Source organism: Qipengyuania sp. NPDC077563, assembly GCF_044901345.1.
Classification (GTDB): domain Bacteria; phylum Pseudomonadota; class Alphaproteobacteria; order Sphingomonadales; family Sphingomonadaceae; genus Qipengyuania; species Qipengyuania aestuarii.
In genome coordinates, this window is sequence record NZ_JBJDPC010000003.1 from 350,920 (window position 1) to 367,646 (window position 16,727).

General features: G+C 62.6%; 16 protein-coding genes and 1 tRNA gene. 13 read left to right on the forward strand and 4 right to left on the reverse strand.

Annotated elements, in window-relative coordinates; all coding sequences use genetic code 11:
- Nucleotides 1–143: 143 nt before the first annotated feature.
- Complete coding sequence (locus tag ACI2I1_RS12830) at nt 144–752, reverse strand: response regulator transcription factor (RefSeq protein WP_404679416.1); 609 nt, start codon at nt 750–752, stop codon at nt 144–146.
- Between the two features lie 300 nt (nt 753–1,052).
- Between ACI2I1_RS12830 and ACI2I1_RS12835 the strand changes: the two genes are divergently transcribed.
- The gene (locus ACI2I1_RS12835; RefSeq protein ID WP_404679417.1) at nt 1,053–1,520 is read left to right on the forward strand and encodes a PH domain-containing protein; all 468 of its coding nucleotides are present in this window, start codon (nt 1,053–1,055) and stop codon (nt 1,518–1,520) included.
- Entirely contained in the window at nt 1,517–3,082 is a 1,566-nt protein-coding gene (locus ACI2I1_RS12840; protein WP_404679418.1) for a PH domain-containing protein, read from the forward strand. Before ACI2I1_RS12835 ends, ACI2I1_RS12840 begins: the two co-directional genes overlap by 4 nt.
- On the opposite strand, the gene ACI2I1_RS12845 is transcribed toward ACI2I1_RS12840, so the two are convergent.
- The gene (locus ACI2I1_RS12845; RefSeq protein WP_404679419.1) at nt 3,079–3,375 is read right to left on the reverse strand and encodes a GNAT family N-acetyltransferase; all 297 of its coding nucleotides are present in this window, start codon (nt 3,373–3,375) and stop codon (nt 3,079–3,081) included. The genes ACI2I1_RS12840 and ACI2I1_RS12845 overlap by 4 nt on opposite strands.
- A 52-nt stretch (nt 3,376–3,427) precedes the next feature.
- Between ACI2I1_RS12845 and ACI2I1_RS12850 the strand changes: the two genes are divergently transcribed.
- A complete protein-coding gene (locus ACI2I1_RS12850; protein ID WP_404679420.1) occupies nt 3,428–4,423 on the forward strand; it encodes a threonine aldolase family protein in 996 nt (331 codons plus the stop codon).
- A complete protein-coding gene (locus ACI2I1_RS12855; protein WP_221543707.1) occupies nt 4,420–5,364 on the forward strand; it encodes a DMT family transporter in 945 nt (314 codons plus the stop codon). Before ACI2I1_RS12850 ends, ACI2I1_RS12855 begins: the two co-directional genes overlap by 4 nt.
- Here ACI2I1_RS12855 and ACI2I1_RS12860 read toward each other — a convergent pair.
- Nucleotides 5,348–6,133, reverse strand: coding sequence for an SDR family NAD(P)-dependent oxidoreductase (locus tag ACI2I1_RS12860; protein ID WP_404679421.1), 786 nt, complete (start codon nt 6,131–6,133; stop codon nt 5,348–5,350). The two genes, ACI2I1_RS12855 and ACI2I1_RS12860, sit on opposite strands and share 17 nt — an antisense overlap.
- A 42-nt stretch (nt 6,134–6,175) precedes the next feature.
- Here ACI2I1_RS12860 and pepN point away from each other — a divergent pair, with 42 nt between their 5' ends.
- The 9 genes from pepN to ACI2I1_RS12905 all read left to right on the forward strand — a co-directional run bounded on the left by pepN (nt 6,176) and on the right by ACI2I1_RS12905 (nt 15,781).
- A complete protein-coding gene (pepN, locus tag ACI2I1_RS12865; protein ID WP_404679661.1) occupies nt 6,176–8,827 on the forward strand; it encodes an aminopeptidase N in 2,652 nt (883 codons plus the stop codon).
- Complete coding sequence (pgeF, locus tag ACI2I1_RS12870) at nt 8,820–9,479, forward strand: peptidoglycan editing factor PgeF (protein WP_404679422.1); 660 nt, start codon at nt 8,820–8,822, stop codon at nt 9,477–9,479. The genes pepN and pgeF overlap by 8 nt, the downstream gene beginning before the upstream one ends.
- A 220-nt stretch (nt 9,480–9,699) precedes the next feature.
- Nucleotides 9,700–10,272: a ubiquinol-cytochrome c reductase iron-sulfur subunit gene (gene petA, locus ACI2I1_RS12875; RefSeq protein WP_221543705.1), complete on the forward strand. Its 573-nt coding sequence runs from the start codon at nt 9,700–9,702 to the stop codon at nt 10,270–10,272.
- 23 nt (nt 10,273–10,295) lie between these two features.
- Complete coding sequence (locus ACI2I1_RS12880; protein ID WP_221543704.1) at nt 10,296–11,591, forward strand: cytochrome b/b6; 1,296 nt, start codon at nt 10,296–10,298, stop codon at nt 11,589–11,591.
- Nucleotides 11,592–11,609: 18 nt separating this feature from the next.
- Nucleotides 11,610–12,458 (forward strand): cytochrome c1, encoded by an 849-nt coding sequence (locus ACI2I1_RS12885; RefSeq protein WP_404679423.1) that lies wholly within the window; start codon nt 11,610–11,612, stop codon nt 12,456–12,458.
- Between the two features lie 79 nt (nt 12,459–12,537).
- Nucleotides 12,538–13,074, forward strand: coding sequence for an adenine phosphoribosyltransferase (locus ACI2I1_RS12890; protein WP_404679662.1), 537 nt, complete (start codon nt 12,538–12,540; stop codon nt 13,072–13,074).
- Nucleotides 13,075–13,163: 89 nt separating this feature from the next.
- Nucleotides 13,164–15,014 (forward strand): sodium:proton antiporter, encoded by a 1,851-nt coding sequence (locus tag ACI2I1_RS12895; protein ID WP_221543702.1) that lies wholly within the window; start codon nt 13,164–13,166, stop codon nt 15,012–15,014.
- Nucleotides 15,011–15,661 (forward strand): OmpA family protein, encoded by a 651-nt coding sequence (locus ACI2I1_RS12900; RefSeq protein WP_404679424.1) that lies wholly within the window; start codon nt 15,011–15,013, stop codon nt 15,659–15,661. The genes ACI2I1_RS12895 and ACI2I1_RS12900 overlap by 4 nt, the downstream gene beginning before the upstream one ends.
- Nucleotides 15,662–15,707: 46 nt before the next feature.
- A tRNA-Gly gene (locus ACI2I1_RS12905) sits at nt 15,708–15,781 on the forward strand.
- A gap of 54 nt (nt 15,782–15,835) precedes the next feature.
- Here the strand turns inward: ACI2I1_RS12905 and panC are convergent.
- Nucleotides 15,836–16,687 (reverse strand): pantoate--beta-alanine ligase, encoded by an 852-nt coding sequence (gene panC, locus ACI2I1_RS12910; protein WP_404679663.1) that lies wholly within the window; start codon nt 16,685–16,687, stop codon nt 15,836–15,838.
- Between the last annotated feature and the right edge of the window lie 40 nt (nt 16,688–16,727).

Sequence of the window (16,727 nt, forward strand, 5' to 3'; positions counted from 1 at the left end):
TCCGGCCTCCTCTTGCCCTTGTTGAGCTTCGAAGCTGTCGGAAAATTGGATGTACCGGAATGCCGCAATTCAACGGCAAATCGCTGGAATTACGGTGGAATTACGGGCGCATCTGGGAGCCGCGTACAAGCCGCCCAGAATTCCTACGAATGGAGGAGCCGGGCGGCTTGCGCTTTGACCAGCGCAGCGGAAAATGATGGGACTTTAAGCTTCTGCAGGATGCGCGACCGATACATTTCGACGGTGCGCGGGCTGAGGCCGAGTTTATAGGCGGCGATCTTGCTGCTCTCGCCATCTTTCGACGCGCGCAGCACCGACAGCTCCCGCTTGGTCAGTTTTCCGAACAGCTGAAGGTTCTTCGCATCCTCGCGCTTCTCGGCGACGCGTTCCTCCAGGCGCAACTGCGCCCGGGTTATGGCATCGAGCAATTCAGCTCGCCGGTAGGGGAGCTCGAAAAAATCGAGCACGCCGGCCCGCATCGCAGCGACCGCATCGCAAACATCGCACGGTCTGCTAAGCAAGATGACCTCGTGACGATCCTTGCATTCCTGCAGCAGTTCGCACTGAGCATGGCTCGCCTGAAGGTCCGGAAGATTCTTGTCGGCGACGATGCAACCCGGAGGAACCTTCCGGGATTTCCGGACGAAATTACGACCCGATTTGTACCATTCAACCTCGTGATCAGTGTCTTCCAAGAGCTGCTTCAGCGTCGCGCGGACAGATTCATCTGCCTCGACGATATAAATCCTCATTCCTATGCCTCAACCGCTTCCCTAAGCTTTCATTCGAAGCGACCCAGGAGAGGAACTTAACTTTATATAAGAGGAATGCAATATGAATAAACCCCTGATTAACCTAAATTAACCGCCAATATAAGGGGCACTACGTAGATTTAAGGGGCAAGATTTTCGGACGGGAATCGGGCGCGTCTAGGCATCGGAAAGATCAAATCCCGATCACTTCGCGGACAAGGTGGATTGCAACCGCCTTTCCCGACCAGCCCCGTCGATCAAAGGCGTTGACGCGGCGGGTGTATTGCATATGCAAGGCGCATGGACGGCAGCCACGATCTCACCCAACTAGACCCGCGCTACAAATCGATGATGCGGCTGGTCTATTCCATTCCGGCCGTGCTGCTGGTGATCGCATCGACCATTGCGGAAGTCGCCATTCCCGGCTGGACCGGCGTGGTCTGGGTGCCCGCGCTCCTGCTGGCCATCTTTCTTGTCGTCTATCTGCCGATGCGCCGCTTCAGCACGCGCGGCTATTCGCTGGCCGAAGAGCGGCTGCGGGTGGTGCGCGGCGTGATGTTCCGTTCGGATACCGTGGTGCCGTTCGGCCGGGTCCAGCATATCGATGTTGATCGCGGACCGCTCGAACGGATGTTCGGCCTCGCCACGGTAACGGTGCATACGGCAGGATCGCACAATGCCTCCGTCTCGCTGGGCGGGCTGGCGCATGAGGATGCGCTCGCCATGCGCGAGGAGATCCGGACCGCCATCCGGCGCGACACGCAATGACCGGCGAAGCGGCCGCCCCCCGGCGGACCAATCCGATGAGTTTCGCAGTGCGGGCGGTCGGTCTGCTGGCCCAGCTCGTCGTCCCGGTCGTACTGGGCGGTGTGGCGATCCTGAACCGCGAAGGAGATGCCGGATTTCTTGCCTTCGCCGTGCCGATCCTGATCGTCGTCATCCTCCTCAACGTGCTTGTCGCCTATCTGCAATGGGCCCGGCTGACCTATACGATCGGCGAGAGCGATGTGCGGGTGGAAAGCGGCGTTCTGTCCCGGTCGGCGCGGTCAGTGCCCTATGACCGCATCCAGGATGTCAGCCTCGAACAGAAGCTGCTGCCGCGGCTGTTCGGCCTGGTCGAGGTCAAGTTCGAGACCGGCGCCGGAGGCGGGGATGATCTCACGCTGGCCTATCTGTCGGAAGCCGAGGGCGAGCGGCTGCGCGAAGTCGTGCGCGACCGCAAGGACGATGAACCGGCGCGGGCCCCGGTCCTGTCCGGCGCTCCTTTCGTATCGAGCGCGGAAATGGCCAAGGAAACGAAGCCGGCTCCGCAGGCCGAGACCGTCTTCGCCATGGATACCGGGCGCATCCTGACCTTCGGCCTGTTCGAATTCTCGCTGGCCGTCGTCGCGGTCCTGTTCGGCGCCGCGCAGCAGCTCGATTTCCTGCTCCCTTTCGATCCGTGGGACGTCGAGGGCTGGCAGCAGCAGCTGGCGGGCCCCGGCCAGTGGCTCGCCGGTCTCGGGCCGGTGGCAAAGGCCGCCGGTATTGCACTGGCGATTGCCGCGCTGGTGCCGGTGGGAATTGCTACCGGAGTGATCCGCACCGCTTTGCGCGAGTGGGATTTCCGGCTGGAGCATACGCCCAAGGGATTGCGCCGCCGCCGCGGCCTGCTCACCCGCACCGATCTCGTCATGCCGCTGCACCGGGTGCAGGCCTTGCGCATGGAGACGGGCTTTATACGCAGGCGCTTCGGCTGGCATGCGCTCAAGATCGTCAGCCTAGCAAGCGACAGCGAAGGCGCGAATCACGATGCCGTGCCCTTCGGCACGCTGGCGGAAATCGATCGCTTGATCGGCCTGACGGGATTCCACCGGCCCGCAGAGGATGTGACATGGCTGCGGGCGACGCCGCGCTATTTTATCGATCGGGTCGTCGGCGCAAGCATCGCGCTGGTCATTCTCGCCATCGTGGCGGCAATCGCCGTGGAGGAACCGCTGTGGATCCTGCCGCTGCTGGCGATTGTGCCCATTGCAGGGCTGGGATGGTGGCGCTGGAAGCGGGACCGCCGCGCGCTGGATCAGGATCAGATCTACAACCGCATCGGCAGCCTTGCCCCCAAGCTTTCAATCGCGTCACGGGTAAAGCTGCAGTCGGTGGAAATCGCGCAGGGGCCGATTGCCCGCTGGCGCGGCTATGCCACGCTGCATCTCGGCCTGGCGGGGGGTAAATTCCGGATCAAGGGCGTACCGCTGGCACAGGCTGAAGACTGGCGAGCGCATATTTGCCGCAGCATGGCAGGCACGGACTTTTCCCGCCTGCTCGATACCAAAGGCTCCGCTGCTGCCTAGGCGCGCAAGTCGGCATAATCCTTGTGGCGGTCGAACCAGCGTTCGACATAGGAACAGTCGGGCGCGATCTTGAAATCCTGTTCGCGCGCATCGGCGACGAGCGCCTTCACCAGTTCTTCGGCCACGCCCTTGCCGCGATGGCTGGGCGGCACGAAAGTGTGTGTCGCGTGGCGCACGCCGTTCCGGTCGGACCAGCTCAGCTCCGCCTTCTCCTCGCTACCGGCCAGCTTGGCGATGTATTCGCCCTGGCTGCCATTGGCGTGACGTTCGATTTCTACCTGACTTGTGCTCATAATCGTCTTTCTGTGGTTGTCGGTTCAACGCCCCAGTCGCTATGCGCGTTCCATGCACTTCCTGTCCGACAATTCCGCATCCGTTCACCCTGCGATCTGGGACGCGATGCGCGCCGCCGATGCGAGCGACACGCCCTATGACGGCGACGCGCTGAGCGCCGCGCTCGACGAGCGGATGAGCGCCCTGTTCGGCCGCGAGTGCTCCGTTTTGTGGGTGGCCACGGGTACGGCCGCCAATTGCCTGGCGCTGGCAACGATGGTGCAGCCGCATGGCGCGGTGGTGTGCCATGAAGAAGCGCATATCGAAATGGACGAGGGCGGGGCGCCCGGTTTCTATCTGCACGGTGCCAAGCTGCTGCTGGGACAGGGCGAGGGGGCGAGGCTGGACGTCGATGGCATTCGCGCGGTGATCGATCCTATCCGCGACGATGTGCATCAGGTGCAGCCGCATGCGATCTCCATCACGCAGGCCAGCGAATATGGCCGCGTCTACCGGCCCGAAGACATTGCGGCGATTCGCGCGCTGGCGGACGAGCGCGGCCTGCGTTTCCACATGGACGGCGCGCGCTTCGCCAATGCGGTGGCCTTTCTCGATCTGCCGCCGGCCGATGCCGCGGGGCAGGTCGATGCGCTGAGCTTCGGCTTCGTGAAGAATGGCGGGATGACCGCCGAAGCGATCGTTTTCTTCGATCCCTCCCTGGCCGATGTGGCGCAGTATCGCCGCAAGCGGGCCGGGCATCTGCAAAGCAAGGGGCGTTTCCTTGCCGCGCAGATCCACGCCATGCTGGATGGTGATGTCTGGCTTCACAATGCCCGCGCGGCCAATGCGGCGGCCGCCGAGATTGCAGCGGCTTGCGGCGACCGGCTCATGCATCCGGTCGAAGCCAATGAGGTATTCGTGCGCTGTACAGCGGATGAGCGAGATGTTTTGCGCCGGCGCGGCTTCGGTTTTTACGACTGGGGCGCGGATGCCGCCCGCTTCGTGTCCGCCTGGAATACGCGGGAAGACGATGCCCGTGCGCTGGCTCAGGCGATTTCGGACCTATGAGCGCGCAATCCGGCGGCGAAAGCCTGCTCGCCCCCCGCAACCTTGCCGCCTTCCTGCTGGTCAGCGTGATCTGGGGCGGGACGTGGCTGGTCATCCGTGACCAGATCTCCTCGGTCCCGGCAAGCTGGTCCATCACCTGGCGCTTCGTCGTCGCCGCGCTGGGCATGTTCGCTCTGGCTAAGCTTCGGGGAGAACCGCTGCGCCTGCCGCGCGCGGGCTGGCGCTGGGCCTTTGCGCTGGGGCTGTTCCAGTTCTGCCTCAATTTCAGCTTCGTCTACAATGCGGAGAAATTCATCACCTCGGGCCTCGTCGCGGTGATGTTCGCACTGCTGGTGGTGCCCAATGCGATCTTCGGGCGGCTGGTGCTGGGCCAGCCGATCCGCCGCGAATTCGTGATCGGATCTTCCATCGCCGCACTGGGCGTCGCCATGCTTTTCGCCCAGGAATGGCGCGCGTCGCCCGCCACGCTGGGCGAAGTGCTGGGCGGGGCGGCGCTGACTGTGTGCGGCATCCTGTCGGCCAGCGCGGCCAATATCATCCAGGCCACCGAAGGGGCCAAGCGCCAGCCGCTGCTCACGCTGCTGGCGTGGTCGATGGCGGTCGGCGTGGTGCTCAATGCAGGCTTCGCGCTGGTTACGCAGGGCCCGCCGCAGTTCGACGAGAGGCCCGCCTATGCCATGGGCATTCTCTATCTCGGCCTGCTTGGTTCGGTCGTGACCTTCCCGCTCTATTACGGGCTGGTGCGCAAGGTGGGAGCGGGCACGGCGGCCTATAGTTCGGTGATCGTGCCGATCGTGGCGATGATCCTGTCGACCCTGTTCGAAGGATATATCTGGGGCCCGCTGCCCGCAGCCGGGGCAGCCATCACGCTGATCGGCATGGTGGTGGCGATGCGCGGCCGCGCCGCCCCTCCGCCCAGACGCGCTACGCCCGAGCCATGATGGCGGCCAGCCCTTCGCGGTAAGTGGGATAGCGCGGTTCCCAGCCGAGCACGCGTTTCGCCTTGCCGTTCGCCACCCTTCGGTTTTCCGCATAGAAACCCCGCGCCATGGGCGAAAGGCCCGCCTCATCCATCGTCTGGAGCGGAGGCGGCGCGGTGCCCAGCAGACGGCAGGCTTCCTCGGTCACGGCATTGTGGCTGGCGGGTAGATCGTCGGCGAGATTGTAGGCGCCGGGCGGAGCGTCGTGCCGCAGCGCGGCCTCGAGGCCCGACACGATATCCTCCACATGTATGCGGCTGAAGACCTGTCCGGGCATGTCGATCCGGTGGGCGCTGCCCTCGCGGACCTTGTCGAGTGCGCTTCTTCCGGGGCCGTAAATGCCAGGCAGGCGGAAGACCCGCGCGCCAAGGTCCATCCAGCGTGCATCGCACTGCGCGCGCGCTGTCCGGCGGCCCGTGCCCGTGGGAGCGTGTTCGTCCACCCAGGCTCCGTCCGCATCGCCGTAGACACCGGTAGAGGACAGATAGGCGAGCCATTTGCGCGCGAGCGCGCTTTCATAGCGGTCCAGCACCGGATCGCTGCCATCGGCTGGCGGGACCGAGCTCAGCACGGCATCGGCCCGGGCGAGATGGGCTTGCACGGCCTCGCGATCACCGAAATGGACCGCTCCGTCGCTGCCGGTGGCGTCGATCTGCCAGCCATTGCCGCTTATCTTGTGTGCGAGATGCTTTGCCGTGTAGCCGAGGCCGAAGATGAACAAACGAGGCATCCGGGCGTAATAGCCCAAAGCCCTCAAATGAACAGGACCACCATGGATATCGCGCGCACCCCCTCCACGCCCGACGGCAATATCGAAATGGCCGATGCGGCGGTCGAGCCCAAGGCCCCGCCGGAAATCCGGCGCGAGGACTACACCCCCTTCGCGTGGCTGGTGCCGGCCACCAGGCTCGACTTCGCGCTGGGGCTGGAGAAGACGCGCGTTACGGCGACGCTGGAGGTCGAGCGCAATCCTGCGGCCGATGTCTCGCCCACGATCCGCCTCAACGGCGACGGGCTGGAGCTGGTCTCGCTGAAATGCGACGGCGGCGACTGTGCCGGCCACATGATGGATGGCGATGACCTCGTGGTGACGCTCGAAGGTGACAGCCATACGCTGGAAATCGTTACCGAGCTCCACCCCAGCGCCAACTCGCAGCTGATGGGCCTCTACGCCTCGGGCGGCATGCTGTGCACCCAGTGCGAGGCGGAGGGCTTCCGCCGCATCACCTTCTTCCCCGACCGGCCCGATGTCCTCTCGACCTACACCGTCACCATGCGTGCACCGAAGAAGGATTTCCCCGTCCTCCTCTCCAACGGCAACCGCGTCCGTATGGATGATGATGGCGAGCTTCTGACCGCCGAATGGCACGATCCCTGGCCCAAGCCCTCCTATCTCTTCGCGCTCGTCGCGGGCGATCTCGTGGCCCGTACGGATCACTTCACGACCATGTCGGGACGCGAGGTAGAGCTCAACGTCTGGGTCCGCGACGGTGATCTCGAACGCACCGAACATGCGATGGAAAGCCTCAAGCGCAGCATGAAGTGGGACGAGGAAACCTTCGGCCGCGAATACGATCTCGACCTGTTCAACATCGTCGCCGTGAGCGATTTCAACATGGGCGCGATGGAGAACAAGGGCCTCAACGTCTTCAACACCAAATACGTTCTCGCCGACCCCGAAACCGCCACCGACGGCGATTACGACGGAATAGAAGGCGTGATCGGCCACGAATACTTCCATAACTGGTCGGGCAACCGCATCACGTGCCGCGACTGGTTCCAGCTGAGCCTCAAGGAAGGTTTCACCGTGCTGCGCGACCAGTTGTTCAGCCAGGACATGAGCAGCGCACCGGTCAAACGCATCGAAGACGTCCGCGTCTTGCGCGGCGCCCAGTTCCCCGAAGACAGCGGCCCGCTGGCGCACCCGATTCGTCCCGACAGCTACCGCGAGATCAGCAATTTCTACACGGCGACCGTTTATAACAAGGGCGCCGAGGTCATCCGCATGATGAAGACGCTGGCCGGCGACGAGGCATTCCGGCAGGGCACCGACACCTATTTCGACCGCCACGACGGCGAAGCGGCGACCTGCGAGGATTTCGTCAGGTCGATTGAGGATGGTGCTGGCCTGGACCTTACGCAGTTCCGCCTGTGGTATTCGCAGGCAGGCACACCGAAAGTGTCGGTAAACCTCACTCATCACGGCGACGAGGCGATCCTCGAACTCTCGCAGAATGTCCCGGATACCCCCGGACAATCGGGCAAGAAGCCCATGCCGATCCCGTTGAAAATCGCGCTCTTCGACCGTGACAAGGGCACGCACGCGGGTGAGCAGCTGATCGTGCTGGACAAGGCAAGCGACACCTTCCGCTTCCCGGGATTTGCCACGAAGCCCGTGCTTTCCATCAACCGCGGTTTCTCCGCACCGGTTTCGATCCAGCGCGATATCCCCGGAGACGAGCTGGTCTTCCTGGCCGCCACGGACGATGATCCGTTCGCGCGCTATGAAGCGATGCAGGATCTGATGGTGGCCTATCTGGTCTCGGCCAGCAAAGGAGACCTCGACGAAGAAACCCGCGCGGCAAAGCAGGCCGACATCGTGCGCGCCATCGGACGCGTGATCGATGACGAAGCCATCGAAGACCTGATGCGCGGCGAACTGATGTCGATGCCCAGCCAGACCTATATCATGGAGCAGATCGACGAAGCAGACCCGGCGCGTATTTTCGAGCGCCGGGAGGAGCTCAAGGCAGTGATCGGCCGCGAATTGGCGGATGGTCTGCGGCAGCTCTACCAGCGTTCCGAAAAGCTCCCCTATTCGCGGAGCGCCGAAGCCAAGGGCGCGCGCAAGCTCAAGACACTCGTCCTCTCCTATCTGGTCGCAAGCGATCCGCAAGGAGCCTCCGCGCTTGCGGCTAAACAGTATGAAAACGCGAACAATATGACCGACCGGCAGGGCGCGCTGATGGTACTGACGGGTGTCGACGGCGCCGAACGAACCGAGGCCTTGCTGGACTTCTACAATCGCTATCGCGGCAATCCGCTGGTGATCGACAAGTGGTTCTCGTTGCAGGCCATGTCGCTGCATCCTGAGGTGATCGAGCATGTGAAGGCGCTGGCCGAGCATGAGGACTTCACTCTCAAGAACCCCAACCGCGTGCGGTCGCTGTATATGGCCTTCGCTGCCAATCCGCACGGTTTCCATACCGAGAGCGGAGAAGGTTATCGGATGATAGCCGATCTCATTCTCGAACTCGATCCGATCAACGCTCAGACTGCTGCACGATTCGTGCCGGCGCTTGGGCGCTGGCGGAAGATGGAGCCGGGCAGGTCGGCCCTGATGCGCGAGCAATTGGAGCGGATCGCGGCGGCGCCGAAGCTTTCGCGCGACACATTCGAACAGGTCACCCGTTCCCTTGGCTAAGGTTTTCACTAGCGAGGTGCTGGCAGGTGTACCTCACGGGTTCTCGATGCGCGAGGGGCTGGAAAGCGCGGATGTTCTCGCCGGTGCACCGCTCGTCAAACTCAAGCAGATCCATTCGGCCGACGTCTGCGTCATGCGCGAGGCGGGGGGCGATGTCAGGGAGGGCGACGCGCTGGTGACCGACCGGCCAGGGTTATTGCTGGGAATCGTGACTGCCGATTGCGCCCCGGTTCTTTTCGCTGACATCGAGGCCGGGGTGATCGGCGCCGCGCATGCCGGTTGGAAGGGCGCGCGGGCGGGCGTGCTGGAGGCCACGCTTTCGGCGATGGAGGATCTTGGCGCCGATCGCGTGCGCATCAGCGCAGCCATCGGCCCGGCGATCGCCCAGGCCAGCTATGAGGTCGCAGAGGACATGCGCCGCCAGTTTGACGCCGGTGACGACCGGTTTTTCGCTCCCGGCAGTCCGGGCCATTACCAGTTCGACCTTCCCGCCTATGTCGCCCATCGGCTGGCCGCCGCCGGCACCGGGCGAATCGCCGATCTCGCGCTGGACACCTATGCCAACGAAGCGCAATTCCATTCCTATCGGCGGGCTACCCATCGCGGTCAGTCTACCCAAGGGCGGCAGATCAGCGCCATCGCTCTGCCCTAGCGCCAACAAGCCAACGCTTCGCCGGACATGCGCTCCTCGCCAAAATGGCGGTTGGCAAGGGGCCGCATAGCGGCTAGAGGCGCGACCAAACCGGATAAACCGGGGGCATTCGCGCACGTTTTTTCGGCGCTCGCAATCGGCCTCATCCGGACATGTGGATCGCAACATTTCTCCCGCACCATCCGGTGCGGCAAGTTAAGGCAGGCAAGGCAAGGCGCTGATGGCAGACACGACTGCAACCGCTACTCCCGAGACGGTGACGACAAGCGAAGACGGCATCCGTCGTCGCGACTTCCTCGATATCGCTGCGATCAGTGCTGCCGGTATCGGCGGCCTGGCAGTGGTGTATCCGCTGGTATCGCAAATGGCTCCGTCGAAGGATGTTCTTGCCGCCAGCTCGACCGAAGTCGATGTATCTGCCATTGAACCGGGGCAGGCCATCAAGGCCGTGTTCCGCAAGCAGCCGCTGTTCGTGCGTCGCCTGACGCCGGCAGAAATCCAGGCCGCCAATGCCGTTCCTGCATCCTCGCTCCGCGATCCGCAGACGCTGGAAGAGCGCACGAAGGAAGGGCACACCGACATGCTCGTGACCATGGGTGTCTGCACCCATCTCGGCTGCGTGCCTCTGGGTGCTGCCGAAGGCGAAGTTAAGGGCGAGTTCGGCGGTTATTTCTGTCCGTGCCACGGATCGCACTACGACACCGCCGGACGCATCCGCAAAGGTCCGGCGCCGTCCAATCTCGAAGTGCCGGAATATGAATTCACCTCGGATACGGTCATCCAGGTCGGCTGAGCTAGAAGACGAGAGACTAAGACATGAGCTTTCCCTGGGCACGCCAGTATGAACCCACCAACGGGTTGACCAAGTTCCTCGACGAGAAACTGCCGCTTCCGCGTCTCGTCTACAATGCGGTCGGCGCGGGTTATCCGGTTCCGCGCAATCTTTCGTATTTCTGGAATTTCGGCGTCCTCGCCGGTTTCTTCCTCATGGTGCAGATCGTCACCGGCGTCGTGCTTGCCATGCATTACGCGGCGAACGCGCAGGTGGCCTTCGCCACGACCGAGCACATCATGCGCGACGTCAATTGGGGCTGGATGATGCGCTACGCCCATGCCAATGGCGCGAGCTTCTTCTTCATCGTCGTCTACCTGCACATCTTCCGCGGCCTGTTCTACTCGAGCTACAAGGCCCCGCGCGAGATGATCTGGCTGCTCGGCGTCGTCATCTTCCTGCTGATGATGGCAACCGCATTCATGGGCTACGTGCTGCCCTGGGGCCAGATGAGCTTCTGGGGTGCCAAGGTGATCACCGGCCTGTTCGGCGCCATCCCGCTGGTAGGTGAACCGATCCAGGTGTGGCTGCTCGGCGGATTCGCGCCCGACAACGCCGCCCTGAACCGCTTCTTCTCGCTGCACTTCCTGCTGCCCTTCGTGATTGCCGGCGTGGTGATCCTCCACATCTGGGCGCTTCACATTCCGGGTTCCTCGAACCCGACGGGCGTCGAAGTGAAGAGCGAAAGCGACACCGTTCCCTTCCACCCGTATTACACGGCGAAGGACGGCTTCGGGCTCGGCATCGCGCTGCTCGCCTATTTCGCACTGGTCTTCTTCCTGCCCAATGCACTCGGCCATCCGGATAACTACATCGAGGCGAACCCGCTCTCGACTCCGGCTCACATCGTGCCCGAATGGTACTTCTGGCCGTTCTATGCGATCCTGCGTGCCTTCACCGTGGACTTCTTCTTCATCCCGGCGAAGCTGATGGGTGTCCTCGCGATGTTCTCGTCGATCCTGCTGTGGTTCTTCCTGCCCTGGCTCGACAAGTCGCCGGTGCGCAGCGGTCATTACCGCCCGCTGTTCCGCAAGTTCTTCTGGTTCGGCCTGATCCCGACGATGATCGTCCTGTTCATCTGCGGCGGCGCTCCGGCGGAAGAACCCTACGTGATGCTCAGCCAGCTCGCGACGGCCTATTACTTCCTCCACTTCCTGGTGATCCTCCCGATCATCTCGAGCGTCGAGAAACCCGAACCGCTGCCCTATTCGATCACCGAAGCCGTCCTCGGCTCGGACAAGAAGATGGTCAAAGGCGAACAAACGTCGCCGGCCGTCTAAGCGAGTAACGAGAGATCCATGACCAAGCTTCTCAGCGTCCGCCTTGTTGCCATCCTCGTCGGCCTCGGTTTTGCCGTTGCCGTCCTGTGGGGCTTCCTCGTCGGTGCCTATAACGCCGCCACGGAAGAGGCTCCGGGCCACCTGCCTTACGAGCATCCGCGTGACATCGACTATTCCTTCAACGGCCCGTTCGGTAAATGGGACCAGGCCCAGCTTCAGCGCGGCCTGAAGGTCTACAACGAAGTCTGCTCGGCATGTCACAGCCTCAAGTTCGTGGCGTTCCGCGATCTTGAACAGCTGGGCTATTCCGAAGGCCAGGTGAAGGCTTTCGCAGCTTCGAAGCAGGTGCCCGGCATCGACCCGAACACAGGTGAAGCGACCACGCGGGCCGGATTGCCGACGGATTACTTCCCGTCGCCCTATCCCAATGCGGTTGCAGCTGCTGCGGCGAACAACAATGCCATTCCGCCTGACCTTTCGCTGATCACCAAGGCGCGCGGCGATGGCACGAACTATGTTGCTTCGCTGCTCACTGGATATCAGGAACCCTCAGCCGAGCTTCTGGAAGAGCATCCCGAAGCGGCCCCGGCGCCGGGGCTTCACCACAATCCCTACTTCCCGAACCTCAATCTTGCGATGGCACCACCGCTGACAAGCGCAGGTCAGGTGACGTATGACGATGGCACCGAAGCGACCGTCGAACAGATGGCGACCGACGTTGCGGCGTTCCTCACTTGGACGGCCGAGCCTACACTGGTGAAGCGCAAGCAGACCGGTTGGCCAGTGCTCATCTTCCTGCTCTTCGCCACGGTGCTGGCCTATATGTCCAAGCGCCAGATCTGGTCGGCAGTGAAGCGCAAGAAATAACAGAACCGGATTTCAGGTTTACAAGGCGCCCCTCCATCGAAACGATGCGAGGGGCGTTTTCGTCACTCGGAGATTTTCGATCACCCCCGATCAACTGAAATCGCTCGTACGGACCATTCCGGACTTCCCTGTTGCGGGAATTCAGTTCCGCGACATCACGACCCTTATCGGGCACGGAGAAGGCTTCGCCGCCACGGTGGGCTGGCTGGCCGAGAATGTTCGTCATTCGGGTGCTGAGGCGATAGCCGGGATGGAAGCGCGCGGCTTCATTTTCGGTGCGTCGGTTGCCGCCAAGCTGGGCCTTCCTTTCCTGCCGATCCGCAAGCCCGGAAAACTGCCCTGCGAAACCATTGGTGTCGACTATGCGCTGGAATACGGGGCCAATAGGCTTGAAATGGATCCGGCCAGTGTTTCGCGTGACCAGAAAGTGGCGATCGTCGACGATCTCCTCGCCACCGGGGGCACCGCTTGCGCGACGGTAGAACTGCTCCGGCAGGCAGGGGCCGATGTTGCCGACGCCTTTTTCGTCATCGACCTGCCCGACCTGGGCGGTGCGGAACGGTTGCACAAGGACGGCATATCGGTCGCCGCACTCATGCAATTCGAGGGCGACTGAGCTTTTTCCACGAGACCTTGGATAAAGTTCCCGCCTAGGGCATTGTTAGCCCGAGCGGCCCGCCACGCGGGCGAAACGCGACGAGGGGCATGGAACAAACATTAGTAATCGCCTTGGTGGGCATACTCGGCATTGGCGCGCAATGGTTGGCGTGGCGAACCGGGCTCCCAGCCATCGTCCTCATGCTGATTGCCGGCTTTCTCGCCGGCCCGGTTCTCGGTGTCTTCGATCCCGAGCACGCCTTTGGCGGTCTCCTCGAACCGATGGTGGCTATCGGTGTTGCTCTCATCCTTTTCGAAGGCGGCCTCAGCCTCGACTTTCGCGAGCTGAGACACACCGGCAGTGCCGTCGGCCGTCTTGCTACCGTGGGGGTGGCGCTTGGATGGCTGTTCGGTGCTCTGGCCGGCATTCATATCGCGGGCCTCGCCCCCGAAGTGGCGATCCTGTTTGGCGGTATTCTCGTGGTGACCGGCCCGACAGTGGTCATCCCGCTGCTGCGGCAAAGCTCGATCAAATCGCGGCCGGCATCGATCCTCAAGTGGGAAGCCATCGTCAACGACCCTACCGGCGCTCTTTGTGCCGTCATCGCCTATGAATATTTCCGCAAGGTTGCCGAGCAGCCCGGCGCGACGCTGTTCGAAGTTGTACCGCCGCTCATCATTGCCGCGATCATCGCCGGCCTGATCGGCTATGTCGCCGCGCTCGCCATCGCCTGGTCCTTCCCGCGCGGGGCCGTACCCGAATACCTCAAGGTACCCGTGTTGCTGACGGCCGTGATCGGCGTGTTCGTCATATCCAACCTGATCGAGCATGAGGCAGGTTTGGTCGCCGTCACTGTGATGGGTGTGGCCCTGGCCAATATGAACGTAACCAGCCTGCGATCCATCCATCCGTTCAAGGAGAATATCGCGGTCCTGCTCGTCTCCGGCATATTCATCCTGCTGTCCGCCTCGCTCAGCATCGAGGACATTCGCTACATCAACTGGCCGATCGCGTGGTTCCTGCTGGCACTGCTGTTCGTTGTGCGTCCTGCGACAATCATCCTGAGCCTCCTCGGCAGCAACATCCCTTGGAACGAGCGTCTGTTCCTCGCCTGGATCGCGCCGCGCGGCATCGTGCTTGTGGCAATCTCCGGCCTGTTTGCCCTGCGCCTTTCCGATCTGGGTTTCAGCGACGGCAACCTGCTCATCGGCTTGAGCTTCGCGGTCGTCGTTGTGACCATTGTGGCGCACGGCTTTACCGTGGATCTGGTCGCGAAACTGCTGAAGGTGAAGGGAACGACCAGGCCCGGTATCCTGATCGTCGGCAGCACTCCCTGGACTGTCGCGCTCGCCGAGCAGATGCGCGACATGAAGGCCCCCGTGATGGTTGTGGACCCCAGCTGGCAGCGCCTTGCCCTGGCACGGCAGAAGGGAATTCCCACTTATCACGGTGAAATTCTGAACGAAGCGACCGAACATAATCTCGAACTCGCGCCTTATCAGAACCTCGTGGCAGCCACCGAAAACGAGGCCTACAACGCCCTCGTCTGCAATGAATTCGCGCATGAGATCGGCCGCGATAGCGTATTCCAGCTCGGCGAGAGCGCTGATGGCGAAGACCGCCACGCACTCCCCGAAAGCCTGCGCGGCCGTGCATTGTTCGAAAGCGGGTTCGGCGTCGAGGATGTGAGCGAGCGCCAGCGTCAGGGATGGGTGTTCCGCAAAACCCGCCTGTCCGAGGAATTCGACTTCGAAAAGATGCAGGAAAAACTGCCCGATGCGGCGAATATGCTGCTGCTGGTGCGCGACAATGGGAATATACGGTTCTTCACTCACGCCGCGCGGCCCGAACCGCGTGCGGGGGATATAATCTTGAGCTTTTCGCCACCGCAAACCAAAACCGCGGAAGAAAAGGCGGCGAAAAAGGCCGGGAAAAAGCAGGGGGTTCAGACGACATGAGGGCAACAGCAAGACTAACCGCCGCGGGACTGGCTCTGGCCGGGTCCCTGGGGCTAGCGGGCTGCAAGGTGGAACCAGATCCTGCGCCCGAGCCGACGACGCCGACCGATGCGCCGCGTTCGATTTTCCAGGAAGAGCCAACTGCGGAAGATTCCATGCTCCCCTCGGACACGCTTCCGCCGCTGGAGACGGTGCTTCCCTTTGCCGACGGGACGGCGGAGCTGACCGAAGCTGTCCGCGCCGAACTGGCGACTGTCCTGCGTTCCCCCCAGGTCGCCTCAGGCGGTGAGATCGTCCTGCGCGGTCATTCGGATTCGGCTGGCAGCGACGAAGAAAATCTCGAAAGATCGCGCGATCTTGCGAACGCCGTGAAGGATTTTTTGGTGGATGGCGGGATCGACGAAGAGCGGATCGAAGTCATCGCATTCGGCGAGCAAAACCCGCTCGAACCCAATGCCCTTCCCGATGGAACTGCCAATGAGGAAGGCCGCGCCGCCAATCGCCGTGTCGACCTGATCGTGGAGACCGGGGAAAGCAACGCCAGGGAAAAAACCCTGATCGAGACCTTGAGCCGGCCCGAACCGGCTGCCAGCGGCTCGGCAGGTCAAACACCCAAGCCAAAGGCGGCACCGAAAACCGCAGAATGAATGTTGACGAATCCCGCGAAGGAAGGCATCTGCCCTCCTCCGCTGAGCGGGTATAGCATAGTGGTAATGCTCCAGCCTTCCAAGCTGGCTAGAGGGGTTCGATTCCCCTTACCCGCTCCAGCGTTTCCTTCGTAAAAATCGCCACAGGCCACGCCGGCCCATCGATGGCCCTCTTCAGCTAAGGGGCATGTTGTCGATCAGGCGGGTTCCGCCAATCCTGGCCGCGGCAAACAGGCGCGCATTGCCATTATCCGCCTCCAGCAGGGCGAGGCTGTCGCCGTCGCGCAAGTCCACATAGTCGATCCTGTCAAAGCCGCTGGCCAGCAGCTTGTCTCGCAGGCTTTCGAGCGCAGGTTCGACAGCTTCCCCTCCCGCCATTTCGACCAGCGCGGCCTTCATCGCGCGCGGTAACGCCGCCGCCTGCTCGCGCTGCTCCGGTGAGAGATACGCATTGCGACTGCTCATCGCGAGACCATCGGCTTCACGGACGATCGGGACGCCGTGGATGGCTTCCACATGGGGCCGGGTCAGGTCGAGATCCCTTGCCATTCGCCGGATGACCGCGAGCTGCTGCCAATCCTTTTCTCCGAAAAAGGCCATGTCGGGCATGACCTGATTGAAGAGCTTGCAGACGATTGTCGCCACCCCATCGAAGTGGCCGGGCCGGTCCCCGCCGCACAGGCCTTCGCTGACCCCGCCAACGGAAATATTGGTCGCATAGCCTGCGGGATAAATCACGTCCGGCGAAGGGGCCCATACCAATGCGACGCCTTCCCGTTCGAGCAGGCGGCTATCCTGCTCCAGCTGGCGAGGGTAGGCATCGAGATCTTCGCCTGCGCCGAACTGGCGGGGATTGACGAATATGGAGACCACCACATGGTCCGCCTGCGCTGCAGCGCGCCGGACCAGCGTCAGATGGCCTTCGTGAAGCGCTCCCATCGTCGGGACCAGCCCGATCGTTTCGCCTTTAGTCCGCAGATCATCCAGGCGTTTCCTCAACATTTCCAGTGTGCGAGCGATTTGCAACACCGACTCCCCTCGATTATGGTTTAGGAAGAATTGCCCT

Coding starts and splice junctions, on each gene's coding strand:
- ACI2I1_RS12830 (WP_404679416.1), bottom strand. CDS start 752: ATGAGGATTTATATCGTCGAGGCAGATGAATCTGTCCGCGCGACGCTG.
- ACI2I1_RS12835 (WP_404679417.1), top strand. CDS start 1,053: ATGGACGGCAGCCACGATCTCACCCAACTAGACCCGCGCTACAAATCG.
- ACI2I1_RS12840 (WP_404679418.1), top strand. CDS start 1,517: ATGACCGGCGAAGCGGCCGCCCCCCGGCGGACCAATCCGATGAGTTTC.
- ACI2I1_RS12845 (WP_404679419.1), bottom strand. CDS start 3,375: ATGAGCACAAGTCAGGTAGAAATCGAACGTCACGCCAATGGCAGCCAG.
- ACI2I1_RS12850 (WP_404679420.1), top strand. CDS start 3,428: ATGCACTTCCTGTCCGACAATTCCGCATCCGTTCACCCTGCGATCTGG.
- ACI2I1_RS12855 (WP_221543707.1), top strand. CDS start 4,420: ATGAGCGCGCAATCCGGCGGCGAAAGCCTGCTCGCCCCCCGCAACCTT.
- ACI2I1_RS12860 (WP_404679421.1), bottom strand. CDS start 6,133: ATGCCTCGTTTGTTCATCTTCGGCCTCGGCTACACGGCAAAGCATCTC.
- pepN (WP_404679661.1), top strand. CDS start 6,176: ATGGATATCGCGCGCACCCCCTCCACGCCCGACGGCAATATCGAAATG.
- petA (WP_221543705.1), top strand. CDS start 9,700: ATGGCAGACACGACTGCAACCGCTACTCCCGAGACGGTGACGACAAGC.
- ACI2I1_RS12880 (WP_221543704.1), top strand. CDS start 10,296: ATGAGCTTTCCCTGGGCACGCCAGTATGAACCCACCAACGGGTTGACC.
- ACI2I1_RS12885 (WP_404679423.1), top strand. CDS start 11,610: ATGACCAAGCTTCTCAGCGTCCGCCTTGTTGCCATCCTCGTCGGCCTC.
- ACI2I1_RS12895 (WP_221543702.1), top strand. CDS start 13,164: ATGGAACAAACATTAGTAATCGCCTTGGTGGGCATACTCGGCATTGGC.
- ACI2I1_RS12900 (WP_404679424.1), top strand. CDS start 15,011: ATGAGGGCAACAGCAAGACTAACCGCCGCGGGACTGGCTCTGGCCGGG.